The sequence below is a fragment of the Longimicrobium sp. genome, from assembly GCF_036280135.1.
Taxonomy (GTDB): domain Bacteria; phylum Gemmatimonadota; class Gemmatimonadetes; order Longimicrobiales; family Longimicrobiaceae; genus Longimicrobium.
Genome location: NZ_DASURI010000389.1, coordinates 1 through 17,288, shown reverse-complemented (window position 1 = coordinate 17,288; position 17,288 = coordinate 1). Strand labels below are relative to the sequence as shown.

Here is a 17,288-nt window from a genome sequence, read left to right as displayed (position 1 = left end):
GTAAAGCTCTCCGCGCCGTCCGGCACGCCCAGGAACGTGACGTCGTACTCGCCGGGCCGCGAGGGGTCCGTGGGCGAGTTGTCGCACGCGGCGGCGAGCAGGGCGCAGGCACACGCGCACGCGAGCAGTGCGAAGCGGTGGAGCATGGGCGTATCGGCGTGGATCAGGATGACGGGCGGCACACAAGTCCACCCGGTGCGGCAATGTTTGTGCGCGGCCCTCCCCCGGCCTCGTTTAGGCTCGTCCACCCCTCCCGCAAACTGCGCGGGCGGGGTGTATACTTCTACGGGGTGCCTGCCGGCCGGGACAATCTCGCGATTCGCGGGCGGACTTCCAACCGTTGCGTGATCGGCCCATGCGCACGGAGTCGGCGTCCCGATCGCGCAGGCGGCCATCGCGCGCTGGGGCCGGCTTCGTGCTTCGGACGCAAGATCCTGCGTCGCCGCCAGAGTCCGCGTCCGGGCAGGCACCGCGCGGCGGCTCCTCAGGATGACGCTTCGAAGCAGAGGTGTGGCAACAACCCGCCCAGGATGACAAGCGTCGGGGGATGGAAAACCGGGCGGCCGATCATCCATCCCGCATGCGCAAGACAGCCCGGACCTCCCGGCCCGGGCTGCGCGCGTCAGTCATCTACTTCCGCACTCACGCACTTCCCTACTGCACGCCCGAGCCCTGCGCCTCCAGGATCTCCTCCGGGCGGTAGTCGTCGCCGATGGCGGAGAGGGTGAGCAGCAGCGCGCTCTCCTCGGCGGCGCGGATGTCGTGCGCCTCGCCGGGGCCAAAGAACAGCACCTGGCCGGCGCTGAGCCTGTACTCCTCGCCGGCGGCGCGGAAGGTGAGCGCGCCCTTGACCACCTGCAGCGTCATGGGGCTGTCGGCCTGGTGCGTGCCGATGTCGTTGCCCTCGGCCATGGCCGTAAGCACCAGGCGAAAGCGGCCGCTCTTGGCCAGCGTGCGGCCCGCGCGCCCGCTGCGGCGATACGGCTCCTCCGCCTGCAGGGCCGCGATCTGCTCCGCCAGGTCGAACGCCAGCACGGGTCCCGCGAGAGGTCGGTTGATGGAGGACATTTCCGGCTCCGGTCCTTGTGATGATTCGTGCGTCCCGCTTTCGTCCCGCCCGGGACGTGCGCGGTTCCCTCCGCAAACGCGGGACCGTCAGAAATACGCCACGAACCCCGTGTACCAGCGGCCCTCGCCCCCGTCGCCGGGCCACACGTACTCCACGCTGAGCGCGTCCTCGAACAGGCTGAGCCCGACGCCGTACGACGACCGCACGCCGTCCGTCTCCGCCGCGCCCAGCCGGAACAGCGATTCGCGCGCGTCGTCGCTCACGCTGGCCCACCCCGCGTCGCCCGACACCACCAGCGCGGGCCGCAGCGGGGGAAAGAGGAAGAAGCCCGCGCGAAACAACGGCTCCTGCCCGTACGGGGGCAGGTGGAGAAGCAGCCGCGCGCGCCCCAGCAGCGCCGTGCTCCCGCCGAACTCGTTACGCGCGTACCCCCGCAGCCCCTCGATGCCGCCAAAGCGAAAGAGGAACTGCGGCGGCGCCTCGCCGATGACCGTCCCCGCGTCGCCGCGGGCGATGAGCGTGACGTAGCGCGACGGAAAGCGCGTGGAGAGCAGCCCCGTGGCGCGCGTCACCCCAAAGTCGCCGAACCCCTGGTCCGCCGTCACCTGCGCGATGATGCCGGGGCCCACGCCAAAGGCGCCCGTGCCGCGGGCAAAGCGCAGGGTGGCCTCGGCCGCGGCGTGCGTGCCGGGCTCGGCCTTCGCCACCTCCGGAAAGTCGCCCGCGCTGCCGAAGAAGAAGCTTTCCGTGTTGCGCGACACGGAATCGTGCCGCTCCACGCGCCCGCCCAGCCGCGCCGTCCACGGGCCGCTGCGCCGCGTGGCGAAGGCCTCGGCGCCGGCCGCGTCGTAGTAGTCGCGCACGTCGTAGCCGCCCAAGGCCGCGCCCAGCGCGTAGCCCAGCTCCCACGTGAGCGGCGGGCGGAACGACGTCATGTCGCGCAGGCGGCGGTACGCGCCCACGTCGGCGCTCCACCGCGGACCGGGCTGCGTGGGATCGCCCGGGTGCCAGCGAAAGGCCAGCTCGCCGCGCGGCGTGGCTTCCGCGAAGGCCCAGCCGGCGTGCGCGTACACGCTCCAGTCGCGCGCCTCGGGGTCACGGGGCTGGATGCGCGCGCCCAGGCCCACGAACGCGCCCTCCACGCGGTTGTAGCGGAACAGGTGGTCGCCGCGCTCGTAGCGCAGGGCCACCTGCACGCCTTCCGTGCTCTCGGGCGGCCGCACGACGGCCACGAGGTCCGCGAAGTCGGCGATGTCGGTGGGCTCCGCCTCGGCCGGGGGCGCGTTCTCGAAGGCGCCGGGCCGCAGCTCCGTCACCATCCGCGCGCCGGGCTGCGGCGCGTCCCACCCCGTGTTCACCTCGAACCCGGAGAGCGTGGTGACGATGCGCACGGCCACGGCCCCCCCCAGCAGCGGCGACGCCACCTGGATCTCGCGGCGCTGGCGGTACGGCAGCCAGTACTGCCCCTCCACCAGCGCGCTCTCCAGCTCGAAGAACACGCCCGTCTCCGTCACGACGAACCGCCCGCCCCGCTCCGCGAAGCCAAAGCGCGCCCGGGCCACGGCCGCGCGGTCAAAGTCCACCCAGAAGGTACCGGCCACGAGCCGCTGCGGGCCCGTCGTGGTCTCCAGCGTCCCCGGGCGCGGGCGGACGGTCACGGGCACCAGCGTCGTCACCCCCTCGCTGGTGCGGACGCGCACGGGGGTACCGGAGCGGTAGTAGTAGAAGTCGATGCCCCGCAGGGAGAACGGGTGGATGGCCTGCGACATCTGCGTGCGCCCGCCCGGCGTGGGGCTCAGCGAGAACACGTTGATGGTGTTGCCGTACAGGTGCGGGATGATCCAGGGCGCCTCCAGCAGCGATCCCAGCGTGTACGGCGTGGGCGCCAGCATGCGCACGCGGTGGCCGTGCACCGTCTGCTGCAGGTCGCCGTCGCGCTCCCACTGCACCTCGCCCGCGAACTCGTCCACGGTCACGGGCAGCTCGCCGCCCTGCGCCGTGTCGGACTGCAGCGACAGGTAGATGACGGCGCCCATGGCCGCGCGGTAGTCGTCCAGCCCCGGCGGCACCGTGGTGCCCGTGCGGATGACGCGGTTCACGAGCTCGCGCGTGGCGTTGGAGTCCCAGATGCTGTCCGGCGCGATGGTGTCTTCGGGGAGGACGGGCGCCGGCCGCGCGGGGATGCGCGCCGTGTCGGGCCGGCCAAAGCGAAGGGTGTCGCGTTGGGCGTGCGCGGGCGCGGCCGCTCCCACCAGGAGCACCGCGCCAAGGATCGTGAGCAGCCTCATGCCGTCCGTCCGGATGGTGTGCCGGGGCGCGCTCCCGGCGCGCCCAATGTCTCGCGTGGTCGGCAAGCGCCGCGCCACGTGGATGTTACGCTCCCTGCTCCACTGGCGGAACTGCTTTCTCACGCAGAGGAAGCAGGGACGCAGAGAACTGCAACTGCTTTTCTCACGCAGAGCCGCAGAGGACGCAGAGAACTGCAACTGCATTCTCACACGGGGCCTGCGGCCAACGGAGCTAACGGTTTTCTTTTTCTGTTACCGTTGCCTCCGTTGGCCGAAGGCCCCGTGTGCCATCCTTCCGTAAAGCCATCCCGCGGGTCTGTGACGGCTACGCGCTTTACGACATGTCCGCGAAGAAGATCCTCGGATCCGTCTCATCGACAAAGCGGCGCCGTCCCCGGATGGAGGACGGCGCCGCGCGTGTGACACGGATCGGCCGGGGTCAGGCGTCGTCGGGGGACGGCGCGCGACGGCGGCGGCGGGCGGGCGGCTCCACCGGGACGGGAAAGCGGTCCAGCATCCCGTCGATCCAGTCCGGCTCGCCATGGCCGCTGCGGTGGTAGCCGTCGCGCATGCAGCGAAGCATGGCCTCGATGGCGTCGTGCCGCGCCTCGGGCGAAAGGTCGTGCACCAGCGCGCTGAGCGCCGCGTGCGCGTCCGCCTCCGTCAGCGCGGAGCTCGCGCCGCCGGCGGGCACCGCGTAGCGCAGGTACCAGTTGCGCAGGCGGTTGAGCGTGGGCAGGTACGGGGCGTTGCCGTCCAGGAACTTGCTGAGCCCCGTGGCGCTCATCCCGATCTCGCGCGACACGCTGCGCAGCGACGTGGCCTCGACCCGCGCCCGGGCCGCCTTGCGCAGCCGCGCGGTGAACGGGTCCGCTCCGCGGGCGGCCGCGGCCCCGTCGTGCATGGGCTCCGCGTCGGCGGCGCCCGTCTGTGGATTGCTGCTGTGCGCTTTCATCCGTGGTTTCCGGGAAGCAGATCTCCAGCACTCTGCGCACAGTGTATACTTGGATTGCCGTTCAGGCAACGCCCCGCGCCAACGCCGTCACTCTTCGACCGCGGCGCGCTCCACCCAGTAGATCTGCTTGTGGGCCAGCGCCTCGAACCGGCGCTGCTCCGCGTCCGCCGCCTCGCGCGATCCGAACCGCGCGATGCGAAAGCGGTTGCCGTTGTCGTCCTGCCGCCACAGCTCCCAGGGCCGCGCGGGATCGGCGTACGGCGTCGATGACTCATTCATCTCCATCCCCTGCCCCGCCGGGTCCATTTCCGTTATCGTTCCGCACGCACGTCTCCCGGCCGGCCTTCAACGCCGAGCCTTTTTGACCCATCCGCGATCCAATCATGCGCAAGACCTGGCTTTCGGCGCTGCCCCGCGCCCTGACGCTGCTCATCACCGGCGCCCTGCTGGCGGGCTGCAAGGACCCGGGCGGCGCCTCGATCGAGACGTACACGCTGGCCTCGGTCAACCAGCAGGCGCTCCCGACCACGTATCCCGATCCGCTGCTGCCCCAGGGTTTCGTCGTCACGGCGGGCGAGCTGATGCTGAAGGACGGCGGCATGCTGAGCGGCAGCTTTACCATCGCGTGCGCGCCCGGCCAGCCGGCGGGGAGCACCTGCTCGGTAACCCAGCCCCGGCAGACGTTCGCGGGCACCTACTCGCGCGAGGAAAGCTGGGTAAAGCTGGGAGATCGCTTCTATCCCGCCGAGTACGGGGAGAATTACGTGCGGTTCCGCATCTACATCCCCCAGTACGTGGGCTTCTACCCCGAGTACGACGTCCGCTTCAACCGCTGACGATCATCCGCGACGGCCGGCACCACGCGTGGCCGGCCGTCGCCGCGTCGCCTCCCCCCGATCCACATCCCCTCTGGCCTCGCACCAGGCGCGCGATTCCGCGGCAACGGACGAACGGACCGTCGGCTCCGCTGAACGAGGCGTCAGGGCGACGCGGCCGGCGCGGCGCCGGGATTCCGCATCAGCGGCTCCAGCGTTTGCCACACGTGCGCGGCGATGACGCGGTGGCCGTCCTCGTTGGGGTGGATGCCGTCCGCCAGGTTCAGCCGGCTTTGCCCCGCCACGCCGTCCAGCAGGAACGGGATGAACGTGAGCCGGTTCTCGCGCGCCAGGGCCGGGAACACGGCGTTGAACCGCTCCACGTAGCGCGGCCCCAGGTTGGGCGCGGCCATCATCCCCACGAGCACGATGCGGGCATCCGGCCGCGCCGCCTGCACCGTATCGATGATGGACTGGATGTTGGCGCGCATGGTGTCGACGTTGGCGCCCTGCAGCATATCGTTGGCGCCCGTCTCCACCACCAGCACGTCGAACGGCTGGCGGATGAGCCACGAGCGCACGCGCTGCAGGGCCGCCGCGCTCTTTTCTCCGCTGAGCCCGGCGTTCACCACCTCCCAGTCCAGGCCGGCGCTGTCGACCTTTTCCTGGATGCGGGCAGGGTACGCGTCCTCGCGCTCCAGCCCGTAGCCGTCCGTGAGGCTGGTGCCCAGGAACATCACCACGTGTTTGTTAGCGCCGGATGACGATTCCCCCTCGGCCTGGGCGGAGCCGCCGTCGGGCACCGGGGGCTGGTTGCTTTCGGCGCGGCCGCACCCAAAGATCAGGAGCGACAGGAAAAGGGCCCACAGCGGGCGGGTGTGGCGTACGAACGGCGTATCGATGCTCATCGCGGACGATCTCCAGAAAACCTACCGCAGCGGCGGACAGCCGCTGTCGGCCCTCAGAAACGTAAGCTTCCGGGTGGAACCCGGCGAGACGGTGGCCATCGTGGGCCCGTCGGGCAGCGGCAAGACGACGCTGCTGGGCCTGCTGGCCGGCCTGGACCGGCCCTCCGGCGGTCGGGTGCTGCTGGACGGCACCGACATGGGCGCCCTCTCCGAGGACGAGCGCGCCAGGCTGCGCCGGGAAAAGATCGGCTTCGTCTTCCAGTCGTTCCAGCTCATCCCCACGCTCACGGCGCGCGAGAACGTGGCCGTGCCGCTGGACCTGGCGGGGACGGCCGGCGGCGCCGCGCGCGCGGACGAGCTGCTCGAACGAGTCGGCCTGGCCGGACGCGGGCACCACTATCCCACGCAGCTCAGCGGTGGCGAGCAGCAGCGCGTGGCCGTGGCGCGCGCCTTTATCCATCGCCCGTCCATCCTCTTTGCCGACGAGCCCACGGGCAACCTCGATGCCGCCACGGGCGAGCGCGTCATCGGCCTGCTGATGGAGCTCAACCGCGAGCTGGGCACCACGCTCGTCCTGGTCACCCACGACCTGGAGCTGGCGGCCCGCGCCCGCCGCGTCATCCGCCTGGCCGACGGCGCCGTGGTGAGCGACGACCGGAGCGGATCGTGAACCTGCGCCCCCTGCTGGCCCTTTCGTGGCGCGAGAGCCGCTTCGCGCGCCGCCGGCTGCTGCTGTTCCTGTCGTCCATCACGCTGGGCGTGGCGGCGCTCGTGGCCACGCAGTCGTTCGCGGCCAACATGGCGCAGGGCGTGCGCGACCAGGCCCGCGGATTCCTGGGCGCGGACCTGAGCATCACCAGCAACCGGCCGTTCAGCCCGAAGACGACGGCGCTGCTGGACTCGCTGCGGGGTGCGCGCGTGCCCGTGGCGCGGGTGACGGCGTTCGCGTCCATGGCCCTGGCGGAGCGCACGGGCGGCGCGCGGCTGGCGCAGGTGCGCGCCACGGAGCCCGGCTATCCCTTCTACGGCGACATCGTCACGGCGCCGGCGGACGCGTGGGGACGGCTGCACGCCGGCCGCCATGCGCTGGTGGATCCCGCGCTGCTGACGGCGCTGGACGCACGCGTGGGCGACGTGCTCAGCCTGGGCGAGGGGCGCTTCACCATCATCGGTACCCTGGAAAAGGTGCCGGGCTCCGTGGGCGTGGGCGCCCTGTTCGCGCCGCGCGTGTACATCCCCGCGGCGTACCTGGGGGAGACGCAGCTCATCCGCTTCGGCAGCCGCGCGGACCACGAGGCGTACGTGCGGATCCCCGCCCCGCAGGCCGAGGCCATCGTGGACGGGCACAGCGGCGCCCTGCGCCCCGAGCGCGTGCGGATGGAGACGGCGGGCGAGCAGCAGCAGGACCTGAACCGGGCCCTGGGCCGGCTGGGCAGCTTCCTGGCGCTCGTCGGCACGTTCGCCCTGCTGCTGGGCGGCATCGGCGTGGCGAGCGCCATGGGCGCGTACATGGCGCAAAAGCGCGACACGGTGGCCACGCTGCGCTGCCTGGGCGCCACGGCGCCGCAGGTGATCGTCGTCTACCTGGTCCAGGCCGTGGTGATGGGGCTCATCGGCGCCACGCTGGGGACCGTCATCGGCCTGGCCGTGCAGTGGGTCCTGCCGCGGCTGCTGGCGGACCTGCTCCCCGTGGAGGTGCAGACCGCGCTCAGCTGGCCGGCCGTGTCCACGGGCATCGGCATCGGGGTGTGGATCGCGGCCGCGTTCGCGCTCCTTCCGCTCATCGCCACGCGGCGCATCTCGCCCCTGCAGGCCATCCGCCGGCGGGTGGAGGAGGACGACACGCCCCGGCGTGACGGGTGGACGTGGGCGGGATGGGCGCTGCTGGCGGCCAGCATCGTGGGCCTCATCCTCTTCCAGGCCGGCGAGCTGGGGACGGGACTGGGCTTCGCGGGCGGCGTGGCGGCCACGCTGCTGGCCCTGTGGCTCTCCGCGTGGCTGGTGACGAAAGCGGCCCGCCGCGCGCCCACGCGGGCCATCAGCTACCCCGCGCGGCAGGGGATCGCCAACCTGTACCGGCCGGGGAACCAGACGCGCGTCGTGGTCCTGGCGCTGGGCTTCGGCGTCTTTCTGCTGGCTGTCGTCTACCTGATGCAGAGCAACCTGCTGCGCCCCCTGCGGGTGGACGCGCAAAGCCAGGGCAACCTGCTGCTGTTCGACGTGCAGCAGGACCAGGAGGCGGGCGTCACGGGCATCCTGGCGCAGGGCGGCACGCAGGTGCTGCAGCGCGCGCCCATCATCCCCATGCGCATCCAGGCCATCAACGGCGTCCCCGCCAGCCGCCTGGCGCCTGACTCGCGCGGCGGCGACGACGCGTCCGCCGACAGCGCGGGCGCGCGGGACGGCACGGAGCGGCGCGGCAACGGCCCGCCGGGCGACGGCGACGCGCCGGAGGGATGGGCCGTGCGGCGGGAGTATCGGTCGACGTACCGCGACACGCTGGTGGATTCGGAGCAGCTGCTGCGCGGGCGGATATGGCGCCCGGGCGAGGGCGGGCCGGGCGCGGACGGCGTGGCGCAGGTGTCGATGGACGTCGCCGTGGCCGAGGACCTCAAGGTGGACGTGGGCGACATCATCACCTGGGACGTGCAGGGCGTGCGCATCCGCACCCGCGTCACCAGCATCCGCGAGGTGGACTGGCAGCGCCTGGAACCCAACTTCTTCGCGGTCTTCCCTACCGAGGTGCTGAACGCCGCCCCGCAGACGTGGGTGATGCTGGCCCGCGCGCCGGGAGCGGAGGCGCGCGCCGTGGCCCAGCGCGACGTGGTGCGGCGCTACAGCAACGTGGCCGTGCTGGACCTGACGGCCATTCAGCAGGCGCTGGACGAGGTGCTGGGGCGCGTGGCGGCCGTCATCCGGTTCCTGGCCGCGTTCAGCGTGGTGACGGGCTTCGTCGTCCTCCTCGGCGCCGTGCTGACGGGCCGGCTGCAGCGCATCCGCGAAAGCGTGCTGCTGCGCACGCTGGGCGCCACGCGCCGGCAGATCGCCCGCGTGCTGCTGGCGGAGTACCTCACGCTGGGGCTGCTGGCCAGCCTGGCGGGGATCCTGCTGGCGGTGGGCGCGGGGTGGGCCCTGGCAAAGTGGCTGTTCGAGGTGGAGTACGCCGTGCCCGTGCTGCCGCTGCTGTGGCTCACGCTGGCCGTGACCGCGCTCTCCGCCGCCGTGGGGCTGATGGCCAGCCGCGAGGTATTTCGCCACACGCCGCTCGAGGCGTTGCGCGAGGAGTGATGCGCGCAAGCTGGCTCCTGGCGCTCCTCCTGGCGATCGCCGCGCCCGCCGCCGCGCAGGTGCCGGATACGCTCTCGTCCGCGGACCGCGCGGCGATCGTCGCGCGCGTCCTGCAGGCGCGCCGGGCCGAGCTGCACGACCGCGTGGAGGTGGACACGGCGAGCCTGACGCGCGTGCTGGGCACGCCGCCGGGCCGCGTGCCCGCGCTCGCGCCGCTGCCGCCCGCCCCCCGCGACGCGGACGGCCGATGGGCGATCACGGAGGTGGAGCTCCAGCCGGACGGCGACGTGCTCGTCCGCGCGGACCGGCTGGAAAGCGGCGGATCGGCGCGGCGGGAGACCTACCGCCTGCGCCGAACCTGCGCGGCGGGCGGGGCGTGCGGATGGTGGCTGGTGGACATCCGCCTGCACGACTTCGAGAGCAACGACGTCGTCCCGCCGAAAGATTAAGATTTTCGGATCGGAGCGTATCGCGCGGTGGCGGCTGAGGAGGGCCTCCGCGTTCGATGGACCCCAGCCCCCGCGCGACCTCCGCGCGGGGGCTGTTTCTTTGTTCAGCTTGGGATGAGAAACCGTACACCCGCGTGGCGCAAAACGTGAGAAATCACGCCAAAGTGCAGGCGTTGTGCAGGTTTTGAGAGGGTGTTACCGTTGAGGCCCGAGAGTGGTGGGGAGGGTACGGAGACAGCGAGGTGCGCATGCAGATAGGAACCGGGATCTACACGCCGTCCGACGCCGCGGCGCTCCTGCACGAGCGGCCGGAGACCGTGCGCCGCTGGGCGTACGGCTACCAGCGCAAGCGGGCTGCGGGGCACGTGGCCCATCCGCCGCTCATCCACACGGAACTGCCCACCGTGGAGGGCCAGGACGCGCTCACGTTCGTGGAGCTCGTCGAGCTGCTGTACATCCGCGCCTTTGAGCGGGCGGGCGTCTCCTGGAAGCTTATCAAGGACGCCGCCGCCGTGGCCGCGCGCATGTTCTCCACGCGCCACCCGTTCGCCCTCCGGCAAGTGTACGTCGATCCACACCGCGTGTACGGCGCCGTGCGCGAGGACGACGGCTCCGAGTCGCTCGTGGAGCTGGTGGGCCACGGCCAGCACGCCATGCCGTCGCTCGTAAAACCGTACCTGGAGCAAATCGACTTCGGCCCCAACGACGTGGCGCGGCGCTGGTGGCCCCTGGGCCGCGACGGCGGCGTGGTGGTGGACCCGCTCATGGCGTTCGGCGCGCCGGTGGTGGCGCAGGCGGGCATGCGGGTGCAGGCGCTCGCCAGCGCCTATGATGCCGAGGTGCCGGCGTTCGGCGCGGACGGGGCCGTCAACCGCGTGGCGTGGACGTACGACATCGAGCCGGCGCACGTGGACACTGCTCTCCGGTTCCGGGAATGGCTCAGAGCGGCGGCCTGACGTTCTTCCTGGACGAGAACATGCCCCGGCGGCTGGCGGCGGCCCTGCGTGAGCAGCTGGGCGAGAACGCCACGCACCTGTACGACCACTTTGGCCGCACGGGCGTGCTGGATCCCGAGGTGCTGCGGTTCGTGGGCGAGCGCGGATGGCTGCTGGTGAGCCGCGACCGCAAGATCATGCGGCGGCCCCACGAGCGAAGTGTGATCGAGCAGATGGGGATCGGCGCGTTCTTTCTCAAGGACAGCCTGGACGACCTGTGCTCCATCACCCGCGCCATCGTCCACAACTGGCCCGAGATGAAGCGTTACGCCCGCACCCGCGAGCGCCCGTTCGCGCTGCTGCTGCGCGAACGCGGCATCGTGCGGCTGGGCAACCGCCACATCCGCTGACCGATCGTCCTCCTCGGCGCGGAATGCGTTGCGTGACAATGCGCTAACCCGCTTCTAATCCGCCGTTTCGATCCCGACGACGGATCGGGGGTATCCAATGCCGGGCGCGAGAAACAACGCGCCACGACCACTGTGGGGAGTAGCCCGCCGAGCGCGCCCGGGAAAGCCGGGGCCGCGCCGGACCGGCCGCCGTCATGACGGAGCGTCACCGCTCCCGGCGGCCGGAGGACAACCGGGGCGAGACCACTGCGCGAGCACGCACCCCGTGCCGGCAGGGTCTCGCCCTTTTCGCGCGCGTACGCCTGCCGCACGCACCTGGACCGTGGAGGACGCTGGATGCTGATGATTCTCATGATGGGCGCGCTGGCCCTGGCCGGCGTGGGCGCCGCGCGGCTGACGGCCCGCGCGTTCGCCGCCGAGCACCTGGTGCTGCTGCGGGCGCACGGGGAGGAGGCGTGGCTCTTTGAGCGCGACGGCGACGGGCGCTACCACCGCCTGCCGCTGTCGGGGCTGCCGGGTGCGCTGCGCCGCTTTGCCTGCGGCGTGCCCGCCACGGCGCGCCTTCGCGCGGACGTCTGACGGGAGAGAAGGAACCTGAGCAGGAAAGGAGAACCCATGAGCAACCTCAAGGTTTTCGTGCTGATGGCCGGGCTCACGGCGCTCTTTGGGGCGCTGGGCGGGTTCATCGGCGGGCAGGCGGGGATGATGATGGCGCTGGTGTTCGCCGCGGTGATGAACGTGGCCATGTACTGGGGCAGCAGCACCATGGTGCTGCGGATGTACCGCGCCCGCGTCGTCACGCCGGCGGAGGCGCCGGAGCTGTACGCCATGGTGGACACGCTGCGCCGGCGCGCCCGGCTGCCCATGCCCACGGTGGCCATCGCGCCGCACGCGCAGCCCAACGCGTTCGCCACGGGCCGCAACCCGCAGAACGCCGTCGTCTGCGTGACGGAGGGGCTGCTGCAGCTGCTTTCGCGCGACGAGGTGGAGGGCGTGGTGGCGCACGAGCTGGCGCACATCAGGAACCGCGACATGCTGCTGCAGACCGTGACGGCCACGCTGGCCGGCGCCATCGGCAACCTGGCCAACTTCGGCCTGTTCTTCGGCGGGGGCGACGAGGATGACAACCCGCTGGCGCTGCTGGGGATGGCCATCCTGGCGCCCGTCGCCGCCATGATCGTGCAGATGGCCATCAGCCGGCAGCGCGAGTTCCAGGCGGACGCCGTGGGCGCGCAGATCAGCGGCCGGCCGCACGCGCTGGCCAACGCGCTGCGCCGGCTGGAGAGCGGCGCGCGGCAGATCCCCATGCACGTGGCGCCCGCCGCGGCGCCCCTGGCGATGGTGAACCCGCTGGCGGCCCTGCGGGGTGGTGGCGTGGCCCGCCTGTTCAGCACCCACCCGCCCACCATGGAGCGCGTGCTGCGGCTGGAAGCCATGGAGGAGCAGATGGAGCGCGGCGGGCTTCTGGCGGCGTAAGCCGGAGCGGGGATCGTGGGATTAGCGGATCGCTCGATCTTCGGAACGCGGCTCAGCAGATCGGCAGATTGGTGATCCGGAAAGAGCGGAGTCCCGTCGCTGCGCGACGGGGGGCCCTCTCCCCCGACTGCCTTTTTGCTCGTTCCTCGCAACGGCGGTCGACCCCTCCCCCCAACTTCGGGGGAGGGGTTTTGCGTTGGGCTGGGTTTTCGCTCCCGGGCGCGCAATCCGTAAGGGCAGCTTCTGTTGCTCGCCCGTGCTGTCATTCTTCGGTCGGCCGGAGTGCGAGATCCCGCCCGTGCGCTGAGTTCGCGCGCGAGGGATCGTGCACGGGCGAGGACAGCGCGCGGCGCGACCAGATTCTTCAGTCGGCGCCATCCGTCACGGGCGAGATCCAGCCGGCGCCTCCTTCAGAATGACAACACACATGGGACAGCCCGCGCGACGCGTTTTTCCACTTGCACTTGGCACTTGGCACTTGGCACTTGGCACTTTCACCCCCGTGCCGCTAACAGAGCCCTAACTTCGGCCGTTCGAACTATCGAAACCCGGACGGCATCCCACCCGTCATCCGGATGAGCGGCGCTCAGGCCGCTCCATCATCCGCAGCACCGCACACTACGGAGCATCGCACGATGCGCAGTGCCCTCGCCCTCGCCGCGTCCCTGGCCATCGCCGCGCCGGGGCTGGACGCGCAGTCCACCCCGCAGGCGTCCGCCTCCACCGGCGAGGGGCGGCGTCAGGCCCAGGCCGCGCGCACGGCGCAGCCCCCGCACATCGACGGCGTGCTGGACGACGACGCGTGGCGTCAGGCGCAGCCCATCACCGATCTCATCCAGCGCGCGCCCAACCCCGGCGCCCCGTCCACGCTGCCCACCGAGGCGCGCATCCTGTACGACGACGGGGCCGTCTACGTGGCCATGCGCATGCACGACCCCGCGCCCGACAGCATGGTGGCCCCGCTGGGCCGCCGCGACCTGGCCGGCATCTCGTCGGAGTGGGCGCACGTGATGATCGACAGCTACAACGACAAGCGCACGGCGTTCCGCTTCAGCGTGAACCCGCGCGGCGTGCAGAAGGACGCGTTCCACAGCAACGACACCAACGAGGACCTGGGTTGGGACGCCGTGTGGGAATCCGCCGCGCGCGTGGACAGCGCCGGGTGGACGGTGGAGTACCGTATTCCCCTGTCGCAGCTGCGGTACAGCGGCACGGAGGGCGAGCAGACGTGGGGCATCCAGGTGTCGCGCGAGATCGCGCGGCGCAGCGAGATCGCCGACTGGAGCGCCATCCGCCCCGACCGCAACGGCTTTGTCTCGCAGTTCGGCGAGGTGAGCGGCATTCGCGGCATCCGCAGCGCGCGGCGGCTGGAGGTGCTGCCGTACTCCGTGGCCCGCGTGACGCGCGCGCCGGGCTCGGACGCGGACCCGTTCTGGAACCGGAACGACGGGTTTGGCTCCGTGGGCGCGGACGTGAAGTACGGCCTGACGTCGGACCTGACGCTCACGGCCACCATCAACCCCGACTTTGGCCAGGTGGAGGCGGACCCGTCGGAGGTGAACCTGTCCGCGTTCGAGACGTTCTTCCAGGAGCGCCGCCCGTTCTTCACGGAAGGATCCGACATCTTCGGCTTCGACGTGGGGTTTCCGTACGGGGTGCGGGGCGCGCAGTTCGGCAACGACCAGCCGTTCTACTCGCGCCGGCTGGGCCGCCAGCCGCAGGGCGGCGCGCCCGGGAACGCCCTCTTCACCAGCGCGCCCGAGGCGACGACCATCCTGGGCGCGGCCAAGCTGTCCGGAAAGACGCGCGGCGGGTGGTCCATCGGCCTGCTGGACGCCGTCACGGCGCGCGAGGACGTGCGCTTTCTCACGGCGGACGGGCGCGACGCGCTCGTGGCGGAGCCGCGGACCAACTACGCGGTGGGCCGCGTGATCAAGGACTTCAATGGTGGCCGGAGCGCCATCGGGGCCATCGCCACGGCCACACACCGCGACCTGGACGGGGCGGACGCGCTCTCGTGGCTGCCCTCGTCCGCGTACCTGGCGGGGATCGACGGACGCCACCGTTTCGGCGGCAACGACTACGAGGTGAGCGGCGCCGTCATGGGCACGCACGTGGCCGGGACGACGGACGCCATCACGGCCATCCAGACGCGCGCGGGCCACTACTACCAGCGGCCGGATGCGGACCACCTGTCGCTGGACCCGGACGCGACCACGCTGGACGGGTGGATGGCGCGGGGGAGCGTGGAAAAGGTGGGCGGCGGGCACTGGCGGGGCGGCGTGTACACCCACGCGCGCTCGCCGGGGCTGGAGATGAACGACCTTGGCTACGTGCGCAACGCCGACTGGGCGCTCGCGGGCGCGCGCCTGGGCTACGTGGAGTTTCGCCCGGGGCGCGTGGTGCGCGGCTGGGAGGCGGGGCTGCACGGGTGGAGCGGATGGAGCTTTGGCGGCGAGCGCCTGTCCACGGGGATGAACGCGGGCACCGAGATCCGCTACCAGAACAACTGGGGCCAGTGGATGAACGTGAACCACGAGTTCCAGGCCCTGCGCGCGGACGTTCTGCGCGGCGGCCCGTCGTTCGTGGGGCCGGCGTACAGCAACTTCGAGACGGGCTTCTGGACGGACGGACGCCGGCGCGTGAGCGCGGACGCGTGGGCAGGCGGGTGGAACGAGTGGGGCACGAGCGGCGGCGGCTGGTTTTCGGGCGCCAACGTGAACGTGCGTCCCACGTCCCGCATCCAGCTCTCGGCCGGCCCGCGCGTGAACGTATCGCACGACCCGTGGATCTTCGTGGCGGAGGGGCGCACGCAGGCCGGCGCGTCGCACTACGTGTTCGGCGACATCCGCAACCGCAGCGTCTCGCTCAGCACGCGGGTGAACTACGCGTTCACGCCCCGGCTTACGCTGGAGCTGTACGCGCAGCCGTTCGTGGCCGCGGGCGAGTACGGCGGGTTCAAGGAGGTGGCGGACGGGCACGCCGAGACGTTCGGCGGCCGGTTCCGCGTGTACGCCGAGGGCACGGAGATCGACGCGGGTGAGCCGGATGCGTACGGCGTGCGGCTGGACGGCGCGGGCGAGCCGGACTTCACCTTCGGCAACCCGGACTTCAACTTCGAGGAGCTGCGCACCAACGCCGTGCTGCGCTGGGAGTACCGTCCGGGGAGCGCGCTGTTCGTCGTCTGGAGCCATGGCCGCAGCCACTTTGGCCGCGACGGCTCGTTCCAGCTGGACCGCGACGTGGGCCGCCTGTTCGACGACGCGCTGGCGCCGCCCACCAACGTGCTGCTGGTGAAGGTGAACTACTGGCTGAACCTCTAGGGAATAGGTGATAGGGAATAGGGAATAGCCTGCAACTGCGGGTTGCAGGGGGACAGCCAGCAACCGCGCGGATCAGCCCGCCTTCGGCCAGCGTGCCGGGGGCGGGCTTTTCTTATTTCACAGATTCGCGGAGCCGGCTTCGCGGGAGGAGACGGCGCCCGGCAGGGGCTGGGGTACTCTGCGCCCTCTGCGGCTCTGCGTGAGAAATGCAGTTGAAGTTGATCCATCAAGGAGCCGTGAAGCACCGGCACCGCAACCGGTTGGACAAGCCTTGTAGAAGAGGCTCGCGCACTGTGTGCACCTGCGGTGCGGTCTTTGCGAGTAGCTGCCCGACGCTCCCGCCGCGTCCGCGCCAGACCCGGGCTGGAGTTTAGGCAGAATCCAAGGCCTGTTCGGACGGTGTCCGCAAAGGCCCTCCCGCCCACCCGGTTCCAAGCATTGCATGAAGCTGGTGATCTTCGGGCTCACCGTCAGCTCGTCGTGGGGCAACGGGCACGCCACGCTCTGGCGGGGGCTGTGCAAGGCGCTCGCGGCCCGCGGGCACGACGTGGTGTTCTTTGAGCGCGACGTGCCGTACTACGCCATGAACCGCGACCTGTGGGAGCTGCCCGGCGGCACCCTGGTCCTTTACCCCGACTGGGAGCAGAACCTCGCCACGGCCCGCGCCCACCTGGCCGACGCCGACGTGGCCATGGTCACCTCGTACCAGGCCGACGGCGTGGCGGCCACGGAGCTCGTCCTGGAGTCGCCCGCGGCCGTCAAGGCGTTCTATGACCTGGACACGCCCGTCACGCTCGACGCGCTGGCATCCGGGAAAGACGTTGCCTACCTGGGCCCGCGCGGCCTGCGCGACTTTGACCTCGTGCTGAGCTACACGGGCGGCGCGGCGCTGGACGAGCTGCGGACAAAGCTGGGCGCCCGGCGCGTGGCGCCCCTGTACGGCCACGTGGACCCGGACGTCCACCGCCCCGTCACCGCGGACGAGGACTACCGGGCGGACCTGTCGTACCTGGGGACGTACGCGGAAGACCGGCAGGCGGCGCTGGAGCGGCTCTTCCTCCGGACGGCGCGGGAGATGCCGGACCGGCGCTTTCTCATCGGCGGCGCGCAGTATCCGCAGGAGTTTCCCTGGACGGACAACACCTGGTTCCGCAAGCACATGCCGCCGAAGTTCCACCCGGCCTTCTTCAGCTCGTCGCGGTTCACGCTCAACGTCACCCGGCGCGCCATGGCCGAGATGGGATGGTGCCCCAGCGGCCGGCTGTTCGAGGCGGCGGCGTGCGGGTGCCCGGTGATCAGCGACGCGTGGGATGGGCTGGACGCCTTCTTTTCGCCCGGCGAAGAGATCGTCATTGCGCGCGACACCGACGAC

At 71.4% G+C, this 17,288-nt stretch carries 15 protein-coding genes; 10 read left to right on the top strand and 5 right to left on the bottom strand.

Annotated elements, in window-relative coordinates:
- Positions 1–654: 654 nt before the first annotated feature.
- The 4 genes from VFZ20_RS12240 to VFZ20_RS12225 form a co-directional block, all read right to left on the bottom strand.
- Positions 655–1,068 (bottom strand): cupin domain-containing protein, encoded by a 414-nt coding sequence (locus VFZ20_RS12240; protein ID WP_329684168.1) that lies wholly within the window; start codon positions 1,066–1,068, stop codon positions 655–657.
- Positions 1,069–1,155: 87 nt separating this feature from the next.
- The gene (locus VFZ20_RS12235; protein ID WP_329684167.1) at positions 1,156–3,357 is read right to left on the bottom strand and encodes a hypothetical protein; all 2,202 of its coding nucleotides are present in this window, start codon (positions 3,355–3,357) and stop codon (positions 1,156–1,158) included.
- A gap of 439 nt (positions 3,358–3,796) precedes the next feature.
- Entirely contained in the window at positions 3,797–4,312 is a 516-nt protein-coding gene (locus VFZ20_RS12230) for a hypothetical protein (RefSeq protein WP_329684166.1), read from the bottom strand.
- 87 nt (positions 4,313–4,399) lie between these two features.
- A complete protein-coding gene (locus VFZ20_RS12225) occupies positions 4,400–4,591 on the bottom strand; it encodes an SPOR domain-containing protein (RefSeq protein WP_329684165.1) in 192 nt (63 codons plus the stop codon).
- Between the two features lie 104 nt (positions 4,592–4,695).
- Between VFZ20_RS12225 and VFZ20_RS12220 the strand changes: the two genes are divergently transcribed.
- Positions 4,696–5,148: a hypothetical protein gene (locus VFZ20_RS12220; RefSeq protein WP_329684164.1), complete on the top strand. Its 453-nt coding sequence runs from the start codon at positions 4,696–4,698 to the stop codon at positions 5,146–5,148.
- 143 nt (positions 5,149–5,291) lie between these two features.
- Here the strand turns inward: VFZ20_RS12220 and VFZ20_RS12215 are convergent, their stop codons facing one another.
- The gene (locus tag VFZ20_RS12215) at positions 5,292–6,035 is read right to left on the bottom strand and encodes an arylesterase (RefSeq protein ID WP_329684163.1); all 744 of its coding nucleotides are present in this window, start codon (positions 6,033–6,035) and stop codon (positions 5,292–5,294) included.
- Between VFZ20_RS12215 and VFZ20_RS12210 the strand changes: the two genes are divergently transcribed.
- The 9 genes from VFZ20_RS12210 to VFZ20_RS12170 form a co-directional block, all read left to right on the top strand.
- Positions 6,028–6,705, top strand: coding sequence for an ABC transporter ATP-binding protein (locus VFZ20_RS12210; RefSeq protein WP_329684162.1), 678 nt, complete (start codon positions 6,028–6,030; stop codon positions 6,703–6,705). The two genes, VFZ20_RS12215 and VFZ20_RS12210, sit on opposite strands and share 8 nt — an antisense overlap.
- Positions 6,702–9,323, top strand: a complete 2,622-nt coding sequence (locus VFZ20_RS12205; RefSeq protein WP_329684161.1) for an ABC transporter permease — start codon at positions 6,702–6,704, stop codon at positions 9,321–9,323. The genes VFZ20_RS12210 and VFZ20_RS12205 overlap by 4 nt, the downstream gene beginning before the upstream one ends.
- On the top strand, positions 9,323–9,772 hold the full coding sequence (locus VFZ20_RS12200) for a hypothetical protein (RefSeq protein WP_329684160.1): 450 nt from the start codon (positions 9,323–9,325) through the stop codon (positions 9,770–9,772). Before VFZ20_RS12205 ends, VFZ20_RS12200 begins: the two co-directional genes overlap by 1 nt.
- A 248-nt stretch (positions 9,773–10,020) precedes the next feature.
- Positions 10,021–10,728 (top strand): hypothetical protein, encoded by a 708-nt coding sequence (locus VFZ20_RS12195; RefSeq protein ID WP_329684159.1) that lies wholly within the window; start codon positions 10,021–10,023, stop codon positions 10,726–10,728.
- Positions 10,707–11,117 (top strand): DUF5615 family PIN-like protein, encoded by a 411-nt coding sequence (locus VFZ20_RS12190; protein WP_329684158.1) that lies wholly within the window; start codon positions 10,707–10,709, stop codon positions 11,115–11,117. Before VFZ20_RS12195 ends, VFZ20_RS12190 begins: the two co-directional genes overlap by 22 nt.
- A 336-nt stretch (positions 11,118–11,453) precedes the next feature.
- Complete coding sequence (locus VFZ20_RS12185) at positions 11,454–11,696, top strand: hypothetical protein (RefSeq protein WP_329684157.1); 243 nt, start codon at positions 11,454–11,456, stop codon at positions 11,694–11,696.
- A 36-nt stretch (positions 11,697–11,732) separates the two neighbouring features.
- The gene (locus VFZ20_RS12180; RefSeq protein WP_329684156.1) at positions 11,733–12,593 is read left to right on the top strand and encodes a zinc metalloprotease HtpX; all 861 of its coding nucleotides are present in this window, start codon (positions 11,733–11,735) and stop codon (positions 12,591–12,593) included.
- A gap of 635 nt (positions 12,594–13,228) precedes the next feature.
- The gene (locus tag VFZ20_RS12175; RefSeq protein ID WP_329684155.1) at positions 13,229–15,916 is read left to right on the top strand and encodes a DUF5916 domain-containing protein; all 2,688 of its coding nucleotides are present in this window, start codon (positions 13,229–13,231) and stop codon (positions 15,914–15,916) included.
- A gap of 442 nt (positions 15,917–16,358) precedes the next feature.
- On the top strand, positions 16,359–17,288 hold a 930-nt coding region (locus tag VFZ20_RS12170; RefSeq protein WP_329684154.1), incomplete at its 3' end, for a CgeB family protein.